Below are 21,237 nucleotides of genomic sequence, written 5' to 3'. Positions count from 1 at the left end.
CGCAATGCAGTGTTGACGGTGACGACGCCGTGCCGAAATACCGGCCCGCTGTACTGAGGTCGACCCCGTGATCACCCCTCCCGGAAAGGAGACCGCATGCTCCGCTTCGTCTCGCGCCGCCTCGTGCAGTGCCTCGTCACGGTCTTCGGAGTCGTGACGGTCGCCTTCTTCCTCGTCCGCCTCTCCGGGAACCCGGCGGCGCTGCTGCTCGGCCCGGAGGCGTCCCAGGCGGACGTCGCGCGGCTCTCGGCCTCGCTCGGCTTCGACCAGCCGCTGCTGTTCCAGTACACCGGCTTCCTCGCCGGCGCCCTCACCGGTGATTTCGGCGACTCGCTGCGCCAGGGCACGCCCTCGCTCGAGCTGGTCCTGCAGCGCCTCCCCGCGACGCTCCAGCTCGCGCTGACCAGCTTCGTGCTGGGGCTCGTGCTGGCCTTCGTCGTGGTGCTGATCCTGCAGCTGTCCGACTCGTCGCGGCTGCGCAACGCGGTGCTCTGGTTCGCCAGCGCCCGCCAGGCGATCCCGTCCTTCTGGTTCGGCATCCTGCTGGTGATGGTGTTCGCGGTGAGCCTCGGGCTGCTGCCGGCGCTCGGCAACAACTCGCCGCTGTCGATCGTCCTGCCCGCGGTGACCATCGCGACCCTCGAGCTCGCGCTCTACATCCGCCTGCTCGACACCGGCTTCGCCGAGCAGTATCGGATGGACTACGTCCGCACCGCCTACGCCAAGGGACAGCGGCGCAGCGTCGTGATCCTCCGGCACATGCTGCCCAACGCGCTGCTGCCCGTGATCACCGTCGCCGGGCTCAACCTCGGCGCGCTGCTGGGAGGCACGGTCGTCGTGGAGCTGGTCTTCAACTGGCCGGGCGTCGGGCAGCTGCTGATGCAGTCGATCTCCAACCGCGACTACACCGTGGTGCAGTCGGCGATCCTCGTCATCGCGCTCTTCTTCGTGGTCGTCAACGTCCTCGTCGATCTCGTCTACGCCGCCCTCGACCCGAGAGTGAGACTCCAGTGAGCCCGGCCCCCGCCAGCAGGCCCGACACGAGGCCCGTCACGACTCCCGCCACCACTGTCACGCCGACCCAGATCCTCGCGATCCAGCGGGTGCGCCGGCTGTTCCGGCGGCCGCAGCCCGGCACCGGCGGTCGCGCACCGCTCAGCGCTTCGTTCTTCGTCGCGACCGGACTGGTCGTGATCGTGGTGCTGACCATCGTGCTGGTGCCGCTGCTGCCGTTCTTCGACCCGGACACGCAGGACCTGCGCGCCCGCTTCCTCCTGCCGCTCGCCGACCCGGCGCACCTGCTGGGCACCGATGCGCTGGGCCGCGACATGCTCTCCCGCCTGGCCGTCGCCGGCCGCGTCTCGCTGTCGATCGCGGTGCCGGCCGTGGCCCTCAACCTGCTGATCGGGGTGACGCTCGGGCTGATCGCGGGCTACTTCGGCGGGAGGCTCGACAACGTCATCTCGGCGCTCTCGGACATCCAGCTCGCCATCCCGATCATGCTGCTGCTGATCGCGATCGTCTCGGCGATCGGCCCGAGCGTGCTGACGCTGATCGTGGTGATCGGCGTCGCCAACTGGGTCGGCTACGCCCGCGTCGCCCGCGCCACGGCCTGGTCGCTGCGCGAGCGCGAGTTCATCTGGGCACCGAAGACTCACGGGGCCACCCACGGCTGGATCCTGCGCAAGCACCTCGTGCCGAACGTGATCCCGGCCCTCGCGGTGCTGGTGCCGTTCGACCTCGGCGTGATCGTGCTGCTGGAGGCGGCGCTGTCGTTCCTGGGCCTGGGCATCCAGGCACCCACCCCGAGCTGGGGCGGGATGATCGAGGAGGGCCAGACCTACCTCCGCGACAGCCCGATGATCACGATCCTCCCCGGCCTGATGCTCTTCATGCTCGTGGCCGGGCTCCAGTTCATGAGCCAGCGCCTCACCGGCGTCCAGTCGCAGAAGGCGGAGTAGACCATGACCAGCACCCTCCCCGGCATCCCCGGCGCCCCCGGCGTCCCCGTCCTCAGCGTCCGCGACCTCGTGATCGAGGCCGGCCCGAAGGAGGCGCCCGTGCGCCTGGTCGACGGCATCGGCTTCGACGTGCTGCCCGGCGAGGTGGTCGCGATCGTCGGCGAGTCCGGCTCGGGCAAGTCGATGACGATGCTCTCGACCATGGGCCTGCTGCCCCGGGGCGTCCGGGTTGCCGGCGGCGAGATCCTGCTCGGCGGCGTCGACCTGCGCACGATCGATCAGGCGGCGCTGCGCTCGATCCGCGGCCGCTCGCTGTCGATGATCTTCCAGGACCCGATGACCTCGCTGAATCCGGTGATGCGGATCGGCACGCAGATCGCCGAGATGATCACTCTGCACGAGAAGGGCCTGACCCGCGCGCAGGTCCGCGACAAGGCGCTCCGCCTGCTCGAGCTGGTCCACCTGCCCGACCCGGAGCGCCGGCTGCGCGCCTACCCGCACGAGCTCTCGGGCGGCCAGCGCCAGCGGGTGATGATCGCGATGGCGATCGCCCACGAGCCGGGGATGCTGATCGCCGACGAGCCGACGACGGCGCTCGACGTGACCGTGCAGGCGCAGGTGATGAGCGTGCTGCAGGAGGTGCGCGAGCGGCTGAGCTCCTCGCTCGTCCTGGTCACCCACGACCTCGGCCTGGTCGCCGAGAACGCCGACCGGGTGCTGGTGATGCACCAGGGCCGGATCGTGGAGAGCGGCACGACTCTCGACGTCTTCCGCGACCCGCAGGACGACTACACCAAGCGGCTGCTCGCGAGCATCCTGCCGGTCACCGGCCGCGAGGCGCGCGCCGTCGAGCCGGTGGTGCACGCCGTGGAGCACCCGCACGCCGAGCCGGTCGTCGAGGTGTCGGACGTCCGCGTGCACTTCCCGCAGCGCGGCGCCTGGGGCCGCTCGGCAGAGCCGTTCCGCGCGGTCGACGGCGTCTCCTTCCGCCTCGAGGCGGGCCGCACGCTCGGGCTGGTCGGCGAGTCCGGCTGCGGCAAGTCGACCCTCGTGCGCACGATCCTGGGCATGCAGAAGCCGACCTCCGGCTCGGTCTCCTACCGCGGCACCGTCGTCTCCGAGCTGAGCGACCGGGCCCGCCGACCGCTGAGGGCCTCGATCCAGGCCGTCTTCCAGGACCCGTACTCATCGCTGGATCCGCGGCTGACCGTGCACGAGATCGTCGCCGAGCCGCTGCGGATCAACCGGGTCTACTCGGCCGCCCGCGTCGCCGAGGTGCTCGAGCAGGTGGGGCTGACCCGCGAATCGGCGTCGCGGCGGCCGGCCGACTTCTCCGGCGGCCAGCGCCAGCGGGTGGGCATCGCCCGCGCCCTGGCGCTCAAGCCCGACGTGCTCGTGCTCGACGAGCCGACCTCGGCGCTGGACGTCTCGATCCAGGCGCAGGTGATGGCGCTGCTCACGGACCTGCAGTCCGAGCTCAGGCTGGCCTACCTCTTCGTCTCGCACGACCTGTCGGTCGTCCGGGCGCTCGCGGACGACGTCGCGGTGATGCACCGCGGCCTGCTCGTCGAGACCGGGCCGACCGCCGCGGTCTTCGACGATCCGCAGCACGCCTACACCCGCTCGCTGCTCGCCTCCGCCCCCGTGCCCGACCCGACCCGCCGGCGGCGCTCCCTGCCCGCCGCCGCCTGACGCACCGGCCGGCACCGCCGCTCGTCCGCAGCGCACCGTCCCACCGGACCGCACCGTCCCATCAGCCAGCACCGCCCGCACCGTCGCTCCGCCCGCACCGCCGCACTGCACGCCTGCGCCTCCGCAGCGCCGCAGCCCTCCGACGAAAGGCCCTCCTCCATGCCCCGAAGCACGCAGCCCCGCCGCACCCGCCGCCGCAGCGCCCGCCGCCGGCTCGTCGCCGCCGCGGCCCCCGCCGCCGCGCTCGCCCTGCTGCTCAGCGCCTGCAGCGGCCCGGCCTCCTCGAGCGACGCCGGCGCGGCGAAGGACTCGATCGTCGTCGCCCAGCCCAGCGACCTCGCGAACGCCGACCCCGTGATCGACAACGGCCTCTACTCGACGAACATCTTCCACGCCGTCTACGACCAGCTCACGAGCGTCGACGGCGAGGGCGCCCTCCAGCCGCGCCTCGCGACGGAGTGGACCGCGAGCGAGGACGCGAAGACCTGGACGTTCACCCTCCGCGACGACGCGACCTTCAGCGACGGCACCCCGGTCACCGCCGAGGACGTGCGCTTCAGCTTCCAGGCGGTCATCGACGCCCCGGATTCGCTGAACAAGATCTACACGAACAACATCGCGAGCATGACGGTGGTCGACGACACCCACCTCACCTTCGAGCTGACCGCCGGCGACGCCGCCTTCACCCGCCGGGTCTACTACATCTCGATCGTGCCGGAGGAGTACTACACCTCGGTCGGCTCGGCCGGCTTCGCCGAGGCGCCGATCGGCTCCGGCCCGTACACCTTCGAGAGCTGGACCCCGGGCGTCTCGACCGTGCTCGCCGCGTACCCGGACTACTGGGGCGGCGAGCCGGCGATCGCGAACGTCACCGTCGAGCCGATCGCCGACGCCGACGCTCGGCTGAACGGCCTGCTCTCCGGCGACATCGACCTCACCGCGATCACCCCCGCGCAGGTCGCCTCGGTCGAGGGCTCGGGCTACACCGTGGCCGAGGGCCAGTCGAACCAGCTCGTCTACCTCGGCTTCAACGAGACCTCCGGCGGGCCGCTCGCGGACGCCGATCTGCGCAGCGCCATCAGCCTCGCGATCGACCGCGAGACGATCATCGAGACGATCCACGACGGCTACGCGACGGTCGCGAACGCGTCCTCCGTCGCTCCGAACGTCAACGGCTTCGACGCCGAGCTGCCCGATCTCGCCTACGACCCGGCGGCGGCGGAGGAGCTCGTCGCGTCCTCCGGCTACGACGGCAGCGCGATCACCTTCCAGTACCCGACCGGCGGCAACGTGCCCAACTCGGCCGAGGTCGCGCAGGCCATCGCCTCGCAGCTCGCGGAGGTGGGCATCACGGTCGAGCTGGAGGGCGTGGAGTACTCCTCCTACGTTCTGCTGACCTCGTCGAAGTCGCACCCGGGGATGTACATCACCCAGTTCTCACCGTCGATGATGGACGCCTCCACCACGCTGAACTACCTCTACGGCCCGACCGGCTACGCGATCTTCTCCGACCCGGACGTCGACGCGCTGATCGTCGAGGCCAACGCGACGGTCGACGTCGACGCCCGCAACGCCGTCATCGCCGAGATCTGGGCGCTGAACGCCGAGCGGACCCACCTCGCGAACATCGACTACACCGTCGGCACCTACGGGGTCGCCCCGGGCCTGGACTGGATTCCGCGCGCCGACGGCCACGTCGACTGGCGCGAGGCGAGCTGGCAGTAGCCGTCGGCCGATCCGAGAGACGAGCAGAGAAGAGGAGCCCGCATGTACCTCGCCGACGACACCGGCAGCAGCCACGACTTCACCTGGATGGTCAAGAACGCGGTGGTGCCGCGGCCGATCGCCTGGATCGGCACCGAGAGCGCGGACGGCGTCGGCAACCTCGCCCCGTTCTCGTACTTCACCCTCGTGACGATGGACCCGCCGACGCTGATGATCTCGTTCACCGGGGAGAAGGACTCGCACGAGAACATCCGCGCCACCGGCGAGTTCGTGGTCAACCTGGTCACCGAGGGCCAGGCGGAGGTGCAGACCGCGACGGCGGCGATCACCCCGCCGTCCGTCGACGAGGCGGCGCTGCTGGGCCTGGAGCTCGTCGACTCGGTGCGGATCGCGCCGAAGCGCCTGGCGATGGCGAAGGTCGCGCTCGAGTGCGTGCTGCTGCGCGAGACCGAGGTCTACGACGCGCACGTGGTCTTCGGTCAGGTGCTCGCCGTGCACGCGGACGACTCGGTCCTCGACGAGCGCGGGCGGATCGACGTGGCGAAGTACCGGCCGGTCGCCCGCCTCGGCGGCTCGCTCTACACGACCGTGACGAGCGACTACAAGCACCCGGTGCCGGTCGCGACCTCGGAGTGGCTCGCCGCCCAGCCCGGCGGCGCCGCGGCCGCGCCCGTCGACCCCGACGAGCTCGCGGCGGCGGCCGCCTGGTCCACCGAGCAGGCCGCCGCCGCCGTCTGAGCGCCCACACTCCCCTGCACCCCTTCCCCCGGATCGATCGGTCAGGAACGGTCGTCCGCCCACTCCCCGGGCAGCCGTTCGTGACGGATCGATCCGGGCGCCGCGAGGGACGGGGCGGCGGATAGGGCTGCGAGGGCCGCGCGAGCGCCTCGGACGGCGAGGCCCGGGCCCGCGTATTGGCGGCAGCCGACAGCGAGAAGCCCTGATCAGAGCCCGATCGCGAGCCCGGAGCCGCGCGCAATCAGATCGGCACCCCGCCGCTCCCGCGGCGAAATCTCCGCCCTGTGGACTGACGGCAGAAGCCCAGAAGCCCAGAAGCCCAGAACCTCAGAAGCCCAGAACCGCGGCACTCCGGCAGCACCGCATCCACCCACGACCTCGAAGGAGACCGCCCGATGGTCACACCGTTCCACCTCGCCTGGTTCACCCCGTTCAAGACGCCCGCGTGGAAGAGCCCGTGGGCGGCCGACACCCCGATGACGTGGCTGAACGGCGACTACTACATCGACATGGCGCGCCAGCTCGAGCGGGCCGGCTTCGACTTCATGATGTTCGAGGACTCGACGCTCGTCTCGGACACCTACGGCGGCTCGACCGAGAACGACCTCAAGCACGGCCTGCACTCGCCCAAGGGCGACCCGGTGCCGCTGCTGCCGGTGCTCGCGCAGCACACCTCGAAGATGGGTTTCATCGCGACGATGTCGACCAGCTTCTACCCGCCCTTCATCCTCGCCCGCACGATGGCGACGATGGACCACCTCACCCGCGGCCGCGTCGGCTGGAACGTGGTCACCTCCTCCGAGGACCTCGCCGGGCAGAACTACGGCCTCGACCACCTGCTGCCGCACGACGAGCGCTACGCGATGGCCGAGGAGTACGTCACGGTTGTCAAGGCGCTCTGGGACTCGTGGGAGCCCGGCGCGATCGTCGCCGACCGCGAGACCGGCGTGCTCGCGGACCACACCAAGGTCCACCCCATCCACCACGAGGGCAAGTACTTCAAGGTCCGCGGCCCGCTCAACCTGCCGGCCGGCCCGCAGGGCCATCCGGTGCTCTGCCAGGCGGGCGGCTCCCCCGCCGGCCGCGACTTCGCCGCCAAGCACTCCAACGTGCTGCTCTCGCAGCCCAGCGGCGTGGACGGGATGAAGGAGTACCGCGACGACATCCGCGCCCGCGCCGCCGGGCACGGCCGGAACCCGGACGACGTGAAGGTGATGTACATCATCCAGCCGGTCCTCGGCGAGACGCAGGCCGACGCCGAGGAGCTCGCCCGCCGCCGCTACGAGCTGAGCCAGGACCAGATCGAGACCCTGCTGGGCATCATGTCGATCACCACCGAGGTCGACTTCAAGCAGTTCGACCTCGACCAGCCGCTGCCCGACGACGTGTCGACCAACGGCCACCAGTCGGGGCTCGCGGCGTTCAAGAAGCGCGCGGCGGGCAAGACGATCCGCGAGGCGCTCACCGGCCAGTCCTCGGAGTCGGTGAAGCTCGTCGGCACGCCCGACTCGGTCGCCGAGCAGATGGAGGAGGTCGTCGACGCGGTCGGCGGCGACGGGTTCCTCGTCCGCGGCGAGCCGGTGCGCACGCACTCGCGCCGCTACATCGACGAGATCGCGAGCGGACTCGCGCCGGCCCTGCGCCGCCGCGGCCTGATCCGCACCTCGTACGACGAGCCCACCTTCAAGGCGAACCTGGCGGCGTTCTGATGGTCGCGCCGTTCCACCTCGGCTGGTTCCTCAACGGCACCTCCGTCCCCGCCTGGGGGCAGGACTTCTCCGGCGCGATCGGCACGCAGTGGCAGCAGGCCGAGATCTTCGTCGACCTCGCGCGGGCGATGGAGCGGGCCCGCTTCGACTACGTGCTGATCGAGGACAACACCTTCGTCGGCGACCGCTACGGCGACTCGATGGAGCTCTACCTCAAGCACGCCTTCCAGACCCCGCGGCAGGATCCGATGGTCACCGCGACCCTGCTGGCGCAGGCCACCGAGAAGCTCGGGATCATCGCGACGGCCGGCACCTTCGCCTACCACCCGTACATGCTGGCCCGGCTGTCGGCCTCGATCGACCAGATCTCCGGCGGGCGGATGGGCGTGAACGTGGTGACCGGCACCTCCGACCGCGCGCTGCAGAACTACGGATTCGACGGCATGGGCGAGCACGACTCGCGCTACGACGTCGCCGAGGACTTCCTGAAGGCCGCGATCGCGCTCTGGGACACCTGGGAGCCGGACGCCGTGGTCGCCGATCCCGCCACCGGCTACTGGGCCGATCACACCAAGGTCCGCCGGGCGGACTACCGCGGCAGCCACTACTCGACCCGCGGACCGCTGAACACCGGCCCGCTGCCGCAGGGCCGTCCGGTGATCTCGCAGGCCGGCGGCTCGCCCCGCGGCATCGCCTTCGCCGCGAAGTACGCCGACACCATCGTCGCGATCCACGCGACGGCCGAGGGCATGAAGGCCTACCGCGACAAGGTGCGCGCCGCGGCGCTCTCCTTCGGGCGGGACCCGGACGACATCAAGGTGCTCTTCGGGGTCGGGCCGATCGTCGGGTCGACCGAGGCGGAGGCGCAGGAGCGGGTGCGCCTGCGCCGCGACGACATCGCCGAGAACATCGAGGTGCACCTGGCCGCGATGGCGAAGTCGACCGACATCGACTTCGCGCAGGTGCCGCTGGACGTGCCGCTCGGCTCGCTCGATCTGCGCACCAACGGCACGCAGCAGCTCACCGATTTCGTCAACCGCAACGCGACGCGGACGCTCCGCGAGGCGGTCGTCTCGCGCGGGGTCGGCAACGGGCCGGTGATCGCGGGCACCCCCGAGTCGGTCGCCGATCAGCTCGAGGAGATGATGCGCGTCGCCGGCGGCGACGGCTTCCTGATCTCGACCAGCGGCGTCACCCGGCGCTTCATCGCCGAGATCTGCGACGGCCTGGTGCCCGAGCTGCAGCGCCGCGGGCTGACCCGGCGCGAGTACTCGTTCGACCAGCTGCGCGACAACCTGCTCGAGTTCTGAAGCCCCCGTCCTTCCTTCCCATCCCTGTTCCGAGGAGAACCACCATGCGCGGATACGTCGACACCGACTGGGGTCAGCTGCACTACCGCAGGAGCGGCTCGGGCGGACCGGCGATCGTGCTGCTGCACGAGTCGCCGCGCACCTCCGCCGTCTACGAGCCGGTGCTGGACGCGCTCGGCGCGCACGCCACGACGATCGCCTTCGACACCCCCGGCTTCGGCCAGAGCGACTCGGCGCCCGCCGACCAGCCGCTCGCCGAGTACGCCCGGATCCTGGTGCAGGGCCTGGATGCGCTGGGGGTCGGCGAGTTCGTCCCCGTCGGGATGAAGACGGGCAGCTCGCTCGCGACGGCGATCGCGATCGCGCTGCTCGGCACCGGCCGGGTCCGGCGGGCGGTGCTCTACGCCCTCGAGGAGCCGGAGCCCGCGGCGATGGAGCACTGGGCGCAGAACTGGGCGCCCGAGCTGCCGGTCACGGCCGACGGCGCCGTGCTGCGCTACCTCTGGGACAAGAACGTCGGCCTCTACGGCACCGACGACCCGCGCGCGCTGGCCGGTTGCGTCGCGGACACCCTCGGCAACCTCGAGCGCTACAACTCGATCTACCCGGCGGTGTTCCGCGGCCGCGCGAAGACGTGGGCGGACAACCTGGCGCTGGTCGAGGCGGGCGTCGAGCTCACCGTGCTGCAGCCGCCGTGGGCGCGGATGACGCTCGACGTGCCGATCGAGTTCAGCCGGATGCCGGGGACCCGGGTCGTCGAGATGCCGGTGAGCGGGCAGTTCCCGGCGCGGGCGCCTCGGGAGTTCACCGCGGCCGTGCTCGCCGCGGCGGGCGCTCCGGTGCCGGCGTGACGGCGTGACCGGCGTGACCGGCGTGAGGTCGTGACGGGCGGTGTCCGCTGGCCGCTGACCGGCCTGATGCTGTCGCAGTTCGTCGCCGGGCTCTCCGCGACCATCGTCGCCACGAGCGTCCCCACCGTGATGCGCTCGCTGGAGGGCGCGGCCGGGCTCTCGACCTGGCTGGTCGCGGCCACGATCCTCGGCAACACCGCGACCACTCCGCTCTGGGGCCGGCTCGCGGATCTCGTCGCGCCGAAGCGGATCCTCCAGGCCGCGATCGGCGTCTTCGTCGCCGGCTCGGTCCTCGCCGCGCTCGCCCCCTCGACGGCGGTGCTGCTCGCCGCGCGGGCGCTGCAGGGCGTCGGCCTCGGCGGGACCGCCGCGGTGTCGATGGCCGCCGTCGCCCTGCTGGTGCCGCTGCGCGAGCGGGGCCGGGTGAACGGCTCGCTCCAGGCCCTGCAGACCTCGGCGACCATCCTCGGCCCGATCGTCGGCGGGGTCGTCGTGCAGGCCCTCGGCTGGCGCTGGTGCTTCGTGGTGGCGCTGCCGTTGGCCGTCGCCTCGTTCGTGGTGCTGACCGCCTCGCTGCACGTGCGGCTGCCGGTCACGCCACGCGGCGGACGCACGGACTACGCCGGGGCGCTGCTGATCGCGACCGGAGTTCCCGCGGCGCTGATCGCGCTGACGCTGCTGGGCGAGGGATCGGGCGGCGGGGGCTCGAGGGCGGTCGCGCTGCTGGGCTTCGGCGGCTTCGGCGCGCTCGCGCTGGTCGCGCTCGTGCTCGTCGAGCTGCGGGTGGCCGCTCCGATCATCCCGCTGCGGCTGCTCGTGGCGCGGGTCCCCCTGGTCTGCGCGGTCGCCGCCTTCCTGCTCGGCTCGACGCTCTTCGGCGGCTCGGTCTTCGTCACCCAGTACCTGCAGCTCGGGCTCGGGATGGATCCCGCGCCCGCCGGTCTGCTGCTCGCTCCGATGGCGGTCGGCGCGGTGATCGCGTCGTTCACCGCCGGCCGCGCCGTCACGCGCCGCGGCCGGGTGAAGGGCGTGCTGCTGCTGGCCGCGGGCGCGATGCTGCTCGGCAACGTCGCCCTCGCCCTCGCGCCGCTCGCCCCGCTGCCGCTCGCGCTCACCGGGGCTCTGCTGCTCTCGGCCGGCCTCGGCACGACGCTGCAGAACCTCGTGCTCGCGGCGCAGACCGTCGCGCCCGCCGGCCGGACCGGCTCGCTGAGCGCCGCGATCGTCTTCTTCTTCACCCTCGGCGGCACCGTCGGGCTGGTGGGCTACGGCGCGGCGCTGTCCGCGCGGCTCACGGCACTCGTCTCGGCCGGCGCGGCCGAGGTGGAGGCATACGCGCTCGCCCTGCCGCTGGTCTTCGCCCTTTCGGCGGCGGCCTGCGCGGCGGCGGTCGGCGCACTGGCCGCGCTGCCCACGGTGCGACTCCGCCCGGCGGGGTGAGCCCGACGTTCCGCGCCGACGCCGAGGAGCCCGCCGCTCCCTGACAGGATCTCTTGCCGGTGGATCTGCCGATTGCTCAAACCCGCTGACGACGCAGACCCTGCAGCGGCTCAGACCGGTCAGCGGCACGGATCCGCTAGCGGCACAGACCCGCTGACGGCACAGACCCGTTAACGGCACAGACCCGTCAACGGCAGAACCCCGTTAACGGCAGAACCCCGGTCGTGTGATCGGCTCTCCGGGGAGAGCTACAGGGACGGCTCCGGGGTGTTCGATAAGAGTGTAGAGGGCGAGGTGATCCCGGTCAACGCGAGCGAGTGGCCCTTCTACGAGCAGCACTTCTCCTCCGCCAGACTCCGGCACTACCTGGCCGAGACCGAGGGGGATCTCAATCGGGCTCGCGCACTGTACGAGTGGAACGTGACCACGTCGGCCGCGTTCTGGGAATCGCTGGGGCACCTCGAGGTCGGGCTGCGCAACGCGATCGATGCACGGATGGCCCTCCTCCACCGCCGAAGAGATCGGACCGGCCACTGGGTCTTCGACGATGCGCGAGAGCTCGGGCGAGACGCACGCGGACCCGGATGCCACCGCCAGCCCTACACCGATGTCAGCATCGCCATCGGTCGCGTTCGACGAAATGGCAAGCCCATCGACCCAGGCCAGGTCATCTCCGAGGTGTCCTTCGGGTTCTGGCACCAGATGGTGTCCAAGGCCCGCATCGCGCTGTGGCCCGACCTCGCTGCTGCCTTCCCCTCCGCGCCGAATCGGAGTCAAGCGACTGTTCGCGAGCCGGTCGCTCGACTGCGCGGCCTCCGCAATCGCATCGGGCACCACCACCGGATCTGGTCGCTGGACCTTCCGGCGCGGTACGACGATCTCATCGACGTGACCGGCTACATCGACCCCGAGCTGCGGAACTGGATCCATGAGCGGAGCAGGGTGCCGTCCGCCCTCTCCGCTCGACCCTGAGATCCGCGGCCGCCGATGGCGAGCCCACCCAGGCGGGTGACCGTCCCGACGGTTCCCGCAGAAGGGGGGTCCGCGGATCGCTGAGAACGGGCGCAGGGGTGTGACCGGTCCTGGCACGCTGGGCACAGGCTCCGTTCACGTCATCCCGAAGGGAAGCGATGCCCGTTCTCCAGCTGGTGCTCTACCTGGTCGACGATCCCGAGCAGAGGGCGCACGCCTGCACGTTCCACGGTGATCGCCACAAGCTCGCCCACGACCTGGAGACGCGGCAGTTCCTGCCGGTCGCGCGCGGGCCCGAGCAGTACAGCGTGGTCGCGGTGAACCGCATCCAGCGCGTCGAGTTCGAGCGTGTCGACGCGGACGCGCAGCCGCTCTCGGACACCGTCGCCTGCTAGCTCCGGCGCAGGAGAGCGCATCGTTACCCGGTCGCCGGCTCCCGCGCGGGAGGATGGGCGGTGGGGGACGATCCGCGACCCCCGTCGTCCGCTTCTCCGGGGGTCCGCCATGCCCGTCCCGTCCCGCTCGCTCCTGCGCACCGCTGTCGCCGGCACCGCCCTCGCCCTCGGCGTCGGGACGGTCCTGAGCGGCTGCGTCTCCTCCGACGAGCCCGTCGCGCAGCCGGCCGCGACGGTGACCGCCACCGCGACGGCGACCGTCACCGCGACGCCGGCCCCCACCGCGACCCCCGCGCCGACCGCGACGCCCGCGGCCGCCGCGAGCCTGCTGATCGGGCCGACCTCGTTCTCCCTGGTGGACGCCACCGGCGCTCAGCTGGGCAGCTGGGCCTACCGCGACGGCACCGGCGCGGTCGCGGCGCTCACCGAGGCGTTCGGCAGCGAGCCGACCGAGTCCGACGACATCCCCTACGAGGGCTACCGCAGCCGCGCCTACACCTGGCCGGGCTTCGTCCTCCGGGACACCGACGTCTACGACGCCGGCGGGCCGGAGCTCACCTACCCCGAGCCGGACATCCTGCTCGAGGCGACCGCGCCCGCCGTCGACGGTGTCGCGATCAGCACGCTGGGCGGAGTCGCGGTCGGCGACGCCGCCGCGGAGGTCGCGGCCGAGCACCCGGAGAGCACGACCGACGGCTCGCTCAGCTTCTTCTCCTTCGACACGACGACCGTCGGCACCACCGAGGACTTCGAGCTGACCAACTGGGTGGCGGCGCTCGCGGAGGATCAGGTCACCGTCTCGAGCCTGCGCGCGCCGTTCATGAACTGGGGCGTCTGACCCCCACCGCTCCCGGCCCCGGTCAGGCGACCGAGCGGAGGTGCCGGAAGGCCGAGCCGTGGAAGACGAGCGGCTCGATCGTCGCGTCGTTGTGCAGGGCGGTGACCTCGAGCAGGACGACGTGGTGGTCGCCGGCGGGGATCTCGCCGTGGATCGAGCACTCGAGCCAGAGCGGTGAGCCGTGCACGAAGACGGCGCCGGCCTCGCTCCGCTCGATCTCGAGGCCCTCGAAGCGGCCGGCCTTGTTGCGGGAGGCGAGCTGGCGCGCGGCGACGCTGTGACCGGCTCCCATCACCGAGACGCCGATGCGGCCGGCCCCGCGCAGCACCGGCCAGGTGGTCGACGAGTTCTGGATGGCGAACATCACCAGCGGCGGGTCCATCGAGACGCCGACGCTGAACGAGGAGGCGACCATGCCCTCGAGCGTGCCGTCCACCTCCGCGGCGAAGGCGGCGACGCCGGAGGGGAAGTGCGAGAAGGCCTGCCGGAGCAGTTGCGGATCCGGCGAGTAGGTCTCGAGGGTCATGGCGCGGGTGTCCTTCCGGAGGGAGCGGGCAGGGCGGAGACCCGCCGTCGAGGCACGATCCTGACAGCCGATTGTTGAATCCCGATTGCGCCGGTCGACCCGATCCCGATCCGCGCACCGACGCCGATCCGCCCCGCATTCCGCCACTCCTCCCCCTCCGCGAGAGGCCACTTGTGCTCGCTTCCACCGGCGTGTCGCGTGCACAAGTGGCATCTCGCGGGAGGGGAACGGCGAGTGGCGGACAGGGCGCCGATCCCTGCGGTGGCGCGGGCGGCGGTCGCGCAATCCAAGCTTCACGCCCCCGCAATCAGCGCGGACCGGAGCGGCTCCTACGCTCCTGACTCACCGGCGATCCGTCCGGGTTGAGCAGGAGGACAGGGGGTGACGGCATGGTCCGCTTCCTCGGCCGGCGCGCGTTCCGGGCGGTCGTGACGGTGCTCGCGGTGCTGACGTTCGCGTTCGTCCTGGCCCGGATGACCGGCGACCCGGTGCGGCTGATGCTGCCCGACCAGGCGACCGCCGAGGACGTCGCGGACGTGCGGCGGGCCCTCGGACTCGACCGGCCGCTGCTCGCGCAGTACTTCGGCTTCCTCGGCGACGTGGTGCGCGGCGATCTGGGCGAGTCGATCCGGCAGGGGCAGCCCGCCCTCGCCCTGGTGCTCGACCGGCTGCCGGCGACGCTCGAGCTCGCGATCACCTCGTTCGTGATCGGGATCGTGCTGGCGACCGGGCTCGCCGTGCTCGCCGAGGTCACAGGCGACCGCCGCCTGCGCACCGTGATGCTCTGGGCGGCGACGCTCCGGCAGGCGATCCCGCCGTACCTGTTCGGGATCCTGATGATCCTGGTCTTCTCGGTCGGGCTCGGGCTGCTGCCCGCCCTCGGCCGCACCTCCTACGCGAGCTACGTCATCCCGGTGATCACCATCGCGACCTTCGAGGTGGCGCTCTACCTCCGCCTCTTCAACGCCTCCTTCGACGAGAGCCGCTCGCTCGACTTCGTCCGCACCGCGCGGGCGAAGGGCGTGCCGCGGTCGCGGATCGTGCTGCGGCACATGCTCCCGAACGCGATGCTGCCGATCATCACGGTCGCCGGCATCAACCTCGGCGTGCTCGTCGGCGGGCTGGTCGTGCTGGAGACGGTCTTCAACTGGCCGGGTCTCGGCCGTCTGATCGTGCAGGGGGTCACCCAGCGCGACTATCCGATCGTCCAGGCGGGGGTCGTCGTCATCGCCCTGCTCTTCATCGTGATCAACCTGGTCGTCGATCTGCTCTACGCCGTGCTCGACCCGAGAGTGCGGCTGTCGTGAGGGGCGCCGCCGTCAGTTGCATCGTCGCGAACCGCGGCGTCGTGAAGGGCACTGTCGTGAAGGGAGCACTGTCGTGACCACCGAGATCATCCGCACCCGCACCCGGTGGCAGCTCGCCGCCGCCCGTCTGCCGGGGCCCTCGGTCGCCGTCGCCGTCGTGATGCTCGCCGTCGTGGCGCTCGTCGTGATCGTGGTGCCCTTCCTCCCCGCCTTCGACCCGTCCTCGCAGGACCTCGCGGGCAGCCTCGCCGCGCCGTTCGCCGACCCGGCGCACCTGCTCGGGACCGACGCGCTCGGCCGCGACACCCTCAGCCGCCTGGCGGTCGCGACGCGCGTCTCGCTGCTGGTCGCGCTCGGGGCCGTCGCGATCAGCGCGGCCGTCGGTCTCGCGGTCGGGCTGCTGGCCGGCTGGCGGCGCGGCCGCCTCGACGGCTTCCTGATGGCCGTCGGCGATGTGCAGCTGGCGATCCCCGTCGTGCTGCTGCTGATCGTCCTCGTCGCGGCGCTCGGCTCGAGTCCGCTGCTGCTGGTGACCCTCCTGGGCCTGACCAACTGGGTCGGCTACGGACGGGTGACCCGCTCCCTCACGGTGTCGCTGCGCGAGCGGGAGTTCGTCTCGTCGGTGACGGCCGCGGGCGGCAGCGGCTGGTGGATCGTGCGCAAGCACCTGCTGCCGAACGTGCTGCCGCAGGTGCTGATCCTCGCGGCGTTCGAGATCGGCGTCGTGATCACCATCGAGTCGTCGCTGAGCTTCCTCGGCCTCGGCATCCAGCCGCCCACGCCGAGCCTCGGTCTGATGATCAACGAGGGCCAGAAGTACCTGCAGACCGACGCCGCGCTCACCCTCCTGCCCGCGCTGATGATCCTCTTCGTCATCGGCGGGATCCAGTTCGTCTCCCAGGGCGCGCGCCCGCGCCGCTGAGCGCCCGCTCCCCCTCCTCCCCCGCTTCCCCCCTCCCGAAAGGCCTCCCCGTGACCCCTTCCTCCTCCCGCCGCCTCGGCCGATCCCCCCTCGGCCGTCGCACCGTCGGCGCCGTCGCGCTCGTCGGCGCCGCGACGCTCGCCCTCGGCGGCTGCGCGAGCTTCGACGACGGCTCCGCCTCGGCCGCCGACACCACGAGCATCACCGTCGCGCTGACCGGCGAGCCGTCCTCGCTCGATCCGCTCTACGACACCCAGCTGCCGGCGCTGAACATCTTCTACAACGTCTTCGACCAGCTCGCCCAGGTGGACGCCGACGGCAGCGTCTCGCCGCGGCTCGCCTCGGGCTGGACCCACGACGACTCGCTGACCAGCTGGGTCTTCACCCTGCGCGACGACGCCGCCTGGCAGGACGGCACCGACGTCACGGCCGAGGACGTGGTCTTCACCTACGAGACGGCCATGAGCGATCCGGCGTCGAACCTCGGCGGCTACCTCTCGGCGGTCGAGTCGGTCGTGGCGACCGGCGAGGACGAGGTCACCTTCACGCTGAACACGCCGTTCGCGCCCTTCGACCGCCAGGTCACGCTCGTCCCGATCATCCCCCAGGCGGTCTACGAGGCCGAAGGACCGGCCGCGTTCGCGAAGGCGCCGGTCGGCTCGGGCCCGTACTCCGTCGCCTCCTGGGTGAACGGCGACTCGATCACGCTCGAGCGCAACGACGACTACTGGGGCGAGAAGGGCGCCTACGAGGAGGTCGTCTTCCAGCCGGTGCCCGACGAGACGACCCGCGCCAACTCGGTCCAGTCCGGTGATCTCGACCTGGCGCTGCTCGGCCCCTCGAACGTCGCGGCGGTCGAGGGCTCCGGCACGGTCGACGTCGTCGAGCAGGAGTCGAACCGCGTGCTCTACACCGGCTTCAACGCGACGGCCCCCTGGCTGTCCGACCCCTCGGTGCGCGAGGCCGTTGACCTCGCGATCGACCGCACCGCGATCAGCGAGGACCTGCTGGGCGGAGCGGTCACCCCGACCGGCCAGCTGATCGCCCCGGTCTCCTTCGGCTACGACGAGGCGCTCCCCGCGACCGAGACGGACGCCGACGCGGCCCGCGAGCTGATCACGGCCTCCGGCTACGACGGCAGCCCGATCACGCTGTCCTACCCGACCAACGGCCTGCCGCAGATCGACCAGATCGCGCAGGCGGTCGCGAGCCAGCTCGAGGCCGTCGGCCTCACGATCGAGCTCGACGGCCAGGAGGCGAACACCTTCAGCGGGACCTGGTTCTCGGCCTCGCTGCCCGGCCTCTACCTCTACGCCTTCGCCCCCTCGGTGATGGACGCCGACCTGCCGCTGACGATGCTGCTCAAGACCGGCGGTCAGGGCTACGTCTCCGACCCCGCGATCGACGGGCTGCTCGCTGCCGAGACCGGCGAGGCCGACGAGACCGCGCGCGCCGACGACTTCGCGCAGATCTCGGCGCTCGTCGCCGAGAACACCTACTACGCCCCGCTCTTCACCGACACCTACACCTACGGCGTCGCGCAGGGCCTCGACTGGAGCCCGCGACCCGACGGGATGCTCGTCTTCAACTGAACCGCTCTCTCTCCACCTCTACCGATCAGGAGCACCGCCATGACCACCATCCCCCGCGAGAACACCGCGCTCATCGTCGTCGACATGCAGCGCGCCTTCTTCGACAACGACGACTCGCTCGGCCGCTCGGGCATCGACGTCACGCCGCTGCGCGACGCCATTCCGGGCACCCTCCGCCTGGTGCGCGACGCCCGCGCCGCCGGCGTGCCGGTGATCTTCACCCGCTACGTCTACATGCCCGGCATGGTCGACTTCGGCCCGGTCCGCGGTGCGAAGGCCGCCGAGCGCATCGCCTCCAACTCGCTCGGCGCCGGCACCGACGAGATCGAGCTGATCCCGGAGCTGGAGGCGCGGCCCGACGAGATCGTGATCGACAAGTCCCGGCCGAGTGCGTTCTACGGCACCCGCCTCGAGCCGGTGCTGAACGGCATGGGCGTCCGCAACGTCGTGATCTGCGGAGTGACGACCAACATCTGCGTGGAATCCACGGCGCGGGACGCGGGCCAGCGCGACTACGGCACCTACGTGGTGCGCGACGCCGTCGCCGAGTTCACGGCCGAGCGGAACCACTTCGCGCTGTTCGGGATCGCCTGGTCGTTCGGCGAGGTCGTCGACCTGGCCGAGATCGAGGCGTCCTGGTCGCTCGAGGCGCCCGCGACCGAGGCGCCCGTGGCCGAGGCTCCCGCGCTCGAGACCGCCGCGGTCTGAGGCCGCTCCCGTGACCGATCCGCTGCTCTCCCTGCGCGACGTCTCGATCTCGTTCGCCACTCCGGCCGGCGAGATCGAGGCGGTGCGCCACCTCGACCTGGATCTGCGCGCGGGTGAGACGATCGCCGTCGTCGGCGAGTCGGGCTCGGGGAAGTCGACGACCGCCGCGAGCATCAACCGGCTGCTCCCGGAGAACGGCCGGATCTCCTCCGGCACGATCCTCTTCGAGGGCGAGGACCTCGCGCAGGCGACGGAGAAGCGGATGACCGCGATCCGCGGCGCCGGCATCGGGCTGGTGCCTCAGGATCCGATGTCGAATCTGAATCCGCTGCAGCGGGTGGGCGCGCAGATCGCGGAGGCGCTGCTGGTGCACGGCCGCCTCCGGGGTGCCGCCGCGCGCGACCGGGTCGTCGAGCTGCTCGAGATGGTGGGCATCCCCGAGCCGGCCCGGCGCGCGCGGCAGTACCCGCACGAGCTGTCCGGCGGCATGCGCCAGCGAGTGCTGATCGCGATCGGCCTCGCCTGCCGCCCGCGGCTGCTCATCGCCGACGAGCCGACCAGCGCGCTGGACGTCACCGTGCAGCGCGGGATCCTCGATCAGCTCGCCCGCCTCACCGCCGAGATGGGGACGGCGGTGATCCTGATCACGCACGACCTCGCCCTCGCCGCCGAGCGCGCCGACCGGGTGCTGGTGCTGTTCCGCGGCGAGGTGGTCGAGCAGGGCGAGGCGGCGGCCGTCCTGCGCGCTCCGCAGCACGAGTACACCCGGCGGCTGCTGGCCGCGGCGCCGACCCTGTCGTCGACCCGGCTGGTCGAGGACGCGCCCGCGTCCGAGGGCGTCGAGCCGCTGGTGAGGCTCCGCGAGGTCGGGAAGCAGTACCCGGTGCGCTCGGGCCTCGGCCGGAAGTCGCCGTTCACCGCCGTCGAGTCCTCCTCGTTCGACATCCCGCGCGGCCGGACCGTCGCGGTCGTCGGCGAGTCCGGCTCGGGCAAGTCGACGACGGCGAAGCTCGTGCTGCGACTCGAGGAGCCGACGACCGGCGCGATCGAGTTCCGCGGCCGGAGCGTCGCGCACCTGCGCGGGAAGGAGCTGATGGACTTCCGCCGGCACGTGCAGCCGGTGTTCCAGAACCCGTACAGCTCGTTCGACGCCCGCTACACCGTGGCCCGCAGCATCGAGGAGCCGCTGCTGCTGCACCGGGTCGGCGACGGTGAGAGCCGGCGGCGGCGGGTCGCCGAGCTGCTCGCGCAGGTCGCCCTGCCGCCCGAGGTGGCGGAGAAGCTGCCCCGCGAGCTCTCGGGCGGGCAGCTCCAGCGGGTGGCGATCGCCCGTGCGCTCGCCCTCTCGCCCGAGCTGGTCGTGCTGGACGAGGCGGTGTCGGCGCTCGACGTCCTCGTGCAGGAGCAGATCCTCGCGCTCCTGGCCGAATTGCAGCGCGAGCTCGGGCTGAGCTACCTCTTCATCAGCCACGACCTCGCCGTGGTGCGGATGCTCGCGCACACCGTGCACGTGATGCAGAAGGGCCGGATCGTCGAGTCGGGCACGCCCGCGCAGATCTTCGAGGCGCCGCAGCATCCGTACACGCGGGCGCTGCTCACGGCGATCCCCGATCCCGAGGCGGCCGCGGTCGGCTGACGGCTGCTCCCTGAGCCGGGAGGGGCGCCCGCGGGGAGTGGCCCGCCTCCGCTGACGCCGCGGTGCTCAGCAGTCGCCGGCGCGGAAGCGCAGCGCGGTCAGCGCTGTCGAGTGCCAACCCTGCTGACCGTCGTGCTGGCTCAGGGTCAGCGTGCTCCCCGAGGGGAGGACGTCGAACGCGAAGGTGTCGAAGCGGGGGTCGTTGACGAGGACGGGCTCGAAGGAGGTGCTGCGCCGGAACGGGTCGGCGACCGTGCCCGTGCCGACTCCCGGGTCGGAGCCCTGGGCGGAGATCGAGGTGGGCGCGAGGCTGAAGCCGACGGTGGTCCACCAGCCCGCCACCCAGGGGAGGGAGGAGTCCGAGAGCGACGTGATGTTCTGGAAGGTGAGCCGGACGTCGAGCGGGTCGAACGGCCGCCCGTCCGCTCCGAAGAAGCGGAAGGTCAGGGTCTGCGAGTCGGGCCCGGGCGACGGGGTCTGCGTGAGTACCCCGGCTCGACGCTGGTTCAGCAGGAGCGTCCCGGGACCGAACGCGCCGGGCTCCCCGGCGCGCGCGACCGTCTCGCTCAGCGGCGGACCGGTCTCCTCCCCGATCCACACGGAGCCCTCCCCGGTCAGATTGAAGCTCCGGCCCTGCGACTCGGTCGTGGTGCCCGGCGCGAGGACGGACGTGATCCGCACCGTCGACACCGCTCCCCCCGGCGAGATCGCGGTGAGCACGGTGGGGTCGCTCGCGACGCTCGCCGGCGGGAACACCGTCGTGCTGAAGCACGGGGCGGGCGAGGCGGCGGCGAGCGGGGCTGCCACCGCCGCGCTGACGACGGGGACGCCCCACACGGCGCTCGCGGCGACGCTGCGCCGGGTGGGGCCGTGCTGGTCGGGGCGGTGCTGCGACATGCGGGATCCGTTCCGTGA

19 protein-coding genes are annotated in these 21,237 nt (G+C 71.9%); 17 read left to right on the top strand and 2 right to left on the bottom strand.

The features are described from left to right. The first annotated feature begins 96 nt into the window (after positions 1-96). The 12 genes from EDF22_RS00480 (at position 97) to EDF22_RS20610 (ending at position 13,631) form a co-directional block, all read left to right on the top strand. Entirely contained in the window at positions 97-1,014 is a 918-nt protein-coding gene (locus EDF22_RS00480; RefSeq protein ID WP_123701563.1) for an ABC transporter permease, read from the top strand. Then, complete coding sequence (locus EDF22_RS00470) at positions 1,011-1,961, top strand: ABC transporter permease (protein ID WP_166649570.1); 951 nt, start codon at positions 1,011-1,013, stop codon at positions 1,959-1,961. Before EDF22_RS00480 ends, EDF22_RS00470 begins: the two co-directional genes overlap by 4 nt. A gap of 3 nt (positions 1,962-1,964) precedes the next feature. Further along, the gene (locus EDF22_RS00465; RefSeq protein WP_123701559.1) at positions 1,965-3,653 is read left to right on the top strand and encodes an ABC transporter ATP-binding protein; all 1,689 of its coding nucleotides are present in this window, start codon (positions 1,965-1,967) and stop codon (positions 3,651-3,653) included. Between the two features lie 159 nt (positions 3,654-3,812). Next, entirely contained in the window at positions 3,813-5,378 is a 1,566-nt protein-coding gene (locus EDF22_RS00460) for an ABC transporter substrate-binding protein (protein WP_123701557.1), read from the top strand. 42 nt (positions 5,379-5,420) lie between these two features. Next, positions 5,421-6,116, top strand: coding sequence for a flavin reductase family protein (locus tag EDF22_RS00455; RefSeq protein ID WP_123444754.1), 696 nt, complete (start codon positions 5,421-5,423; stop codon positions 6,114-6,116). A gap of 395 nt (positions 6,117-6,511) precedes the next feature. Next, positions 6,512-7,825 (top strand): NtaA/DmoA family FMN-dependent monooxygenase, encoded by a 1,314-nt coding sequence (locus EDF22_RS00450; RefSeq protein WP_123444751.1) that lies wholly within the window; start codon positions 6,512-6,514, stop codon positions 7,823-7,825. Further along, a complete protein-coding gene (locus EDF22_RS00445) occupies positions 7,825-9,135 on the top strand; it encodes an NtaA/DmoA family FMN-dependent monooxygenase (RefSeq protein ID WP_123701555.1) in 1,311 nt (436 codons plus the stop codon). Before EDF22_RS00450 ends, EDF22_RS00445 begins: the two co-directional genes overlap by 1 nt. Before the next feature lie 44 nt (positions 9,136-9,179). Continuing rightward, entirely contained in the window at positions 9,180-9,986 is an 807-nt protein-coding gene (locus EDF22_RS00440; RefSeq protein ID WP_123701553.1) for an alpha/beta fold hydrolase, read from the top strand. A gap of 30 nt (positions 9,987-10,016) precedes the next feature. After that, a complete protein-coding gene (locus EDF22_RS00435; protein WP_123701552.1) occupies positions 10,017-11,426 on the top strand; it encodes an MFS transporter in 1,410 nt (469 codons plus the stop codon). A 267-nt stretch (positions 11,427-11,693) separates the two neighbouring features. After that, complete coding sequence (locus EDF22_RS00430; protein WP_123701550.1) at positions 11,694-12,398, top strand: hypothetical protein; 705 nt, start codon at positions 11,694-11,696, stop codon at positions 12,396-12,398. Positions 12,399-12,556: 158 nt separating this feature from the next. After that, positions 12,557-12,793 (top strand): hypothetical protein, encoded by a 237-nt coding sequence (locus tag EDF22_RS00425; protein ID WP_123444746.1) that lies wholly within the window; start codon positions 12,557-12,559, stop codon positions 12,791-12,793. Between the two features lie 109 nt (positions 12,794-12,902). Further along, on the top strand, positions 12,903-13,631 hold the full coding sequence (locus EDF22_RS20610; protein ID WP_185038638.1) for a hypothetical protein: 729 nt from the start codon (positions 12,903-12,905) through the stop codon (positions 13,629-13,631). Positions 13,632-13,653: 22 nt separating this feature from the next. On the opposite strand, the gene EDF22_RS00415 is transcribed toward EDF22_RS20610, so the two are convergent. Further along, positions 13,654-14,157, bottom strand: coding sequence for a flavin reductase family protein (locus EDF22_RS00415; RefSeq protein WP_123444745.1), 504 nt, complete (start codon positions 14,155-14,157; stop codon positions 13,654-13,656). Positions 14,158-14,546: 389 nt separating this feature from the next. Here EDF22_RS00415 and EDF22_RS00410 point away from each other — a divergent pair, with 389 nt between their 5' ends. From EDF22_RS00410 to EDF22_RS00390, 5 genes are all read left to right on the top strand, one after another. Continuing rightward, the gene (locus EDF22_RS00410; RefSeq protein WP_123701547.1) at positions 14,547-15,464 is read left to right on the top strand and encodes an ABC transporter permease; all 918 of its coding nucleotides are present in this window, start codon (positions 14,547-14,549) and stop codon (positions 15,462-15,464) included. 73 nt (positions 15,465-15,537) lie between these two features. Then, complete coding sequence (locus EDF22_RS00405) at positions 15,538-16,386, top strand: ABC transporter permease (RefSeq protein WP_123701545.1); 849 nt, start codon at positions 15,538-15,540, stop codon at positions 16,384-16,386. 50 nt (positions 16,387-16,436) lie between these two features. Continuing rightward, positions 16,437-17,978, top strand: a complete 1,542-nt coding sequence (locus tag EDF22_RS00400; RefSeq protein ID WP_123701543.1) for an ABC transporter substrate-binding protein — start codon at positions 16,437-16,439, stop codon at positions 17,976-17,978. A 39-nt stretch (positions 17,979-18,017) separates the two neighbouring features. Continuing rightward, positions 18,018-18,686, top strand: a complete 669-nt coding sequence (locus EDF22_RS00395; RefSeq protein ID WP_123701541.1) for a cysteine hydrolase family protein — start codon at positions 18,018-18,020, stop codon at positions 18,684-18,686. Between the two features lie 10 nt (positions 18,687-18,696). After that, positions 18,697-20,322 (top strand): ABC transporter ATP-binding protein, encoded by a 1,626-nt coding sequence (locus tag EDF22_RS00390; RefSeq protein ID WP_123701539.1) that lies wholly within the window; start codon positions 18,697-18,699, stop codon positions 20,320-20,322. Between the two features lie 66 nt (positions 20,323-20,388). Here the strand turns inward: EDF22_RS00390 and EDF22_RS00385 are convergent, their stop codons facing one another. After that, complete coding sequence (locus tag EDF22_RS00385; protein ID WP_123701537.1) at positions 20,389-21,219, bottom strand: hypothetical protein; 831 nt, start codon at positions 21,217-21,219, stop codon at positions 20,389-20,391. Between the last annotated feature and the right edge of the window lie 18 nt (positions 21,220-21,237).

The sequence above is a fragment of the Rathayibacter sp. PhB127 genome (assembly GCF_003751665.1).
Taxonomy (GTDB): Bacteria; Actinomycetota; Actinomycetes; order Actinomycetales; family Microbacteriaceae; genus Rathayibacter; species Rathayibacter festucae.
This window is presented reverse-complemented; position numbering and strand designations above follow the sequence as displayed.

Coding starts and splice junctions, on each gene's coding strand:
- EDF22_RS00480 (WP_123701563.1), top strand. CDS start 97: ATGCTCCGCTTCGTCTCGCGCCGCCTCGTGCAGTGCCTCGTCACGGTC.
- EDF22_RS00465 (WP_123701559.1), top strand. CDS start 1,965: ATGACCAGCACCCTCCCCGGCATCCCCGGCGCCCCCGGCGTCCCCGTC.
- EDF22_RS00460 (WP_123701557.1), top strand. CDS start 3,813: ATGCCCCGAAGCACGCAGCCCCGCCGCACCCGCCGCCGCAGCGCCCGC.
- EDF22_RS00455 (WP_123444754.1), top strand. CDS start 5,421: ATGTACCTCGCCGACGACACCGGCAGCAGCCACGACTTCACCTGGATG.
- EDF22_RS00450 (WP_123444751.1), top strand. CDS start 6,512: ATGGTCACACCGTTCCACCTCGCCTGGTTCACCCCGTTCAAGACGCCC.
- EDF22_RS00445 (WP_123701555.1), top strand. CDS start 7,825: ATGGTCGCGCCGTTCCACCTCGGCTGGTTCCTCAACGGCACCTCCGTC.
- EDF22_RS00440 (WP_123701553.1), top strand. CDS start 9,180: ATGCGCGGATACGTCGACACCGACTGGGGTCAGCTGCACTACCGCAGG.
- EDF22_RS00425 (WP_123444746.1), top strand. CDS start 12,557: ATGCCCGTTCTCCAGCTGGTGCTCTACCTGGTCGACGATCCCGAGCAG.
- EDF22_RS20610 (WP_185038638.1), top strand. CDS start 12,903: ATGCCCGTCCCGTCCCGCTCGCTCCTGCGCACCGCTGTCGCCGGCACC.
- EDF22_RS00415 (WP_123444745.1), bottom strand. CDS start 14,157: ATGACCCTCGAGACCTACTCGCCGGATCCGCAACTGCTCCGGCAGGCC.
- EDF22_RS00410 (WP_123701547.1), top strand. CDS start 14,547: ATGGTCCGCTTCCTCGGCCGGCGCGCGTTCCGGGCGGTCGTGACGGTG.
- EDF22_RS00395 (WP_123701541.1), top strand. CDS start 18,018: ATGACCACCATCCCCCGCGAGAACACCGCGCTCATCGTCGTCGACATG.
- EDF22_RS00385 (WP_123701537.1), bottom strand. CDS start 21,219: ATGTCGCAGCACCGCCCCGACCAGCACGGCCCCACCCGGCGCAGCGTC.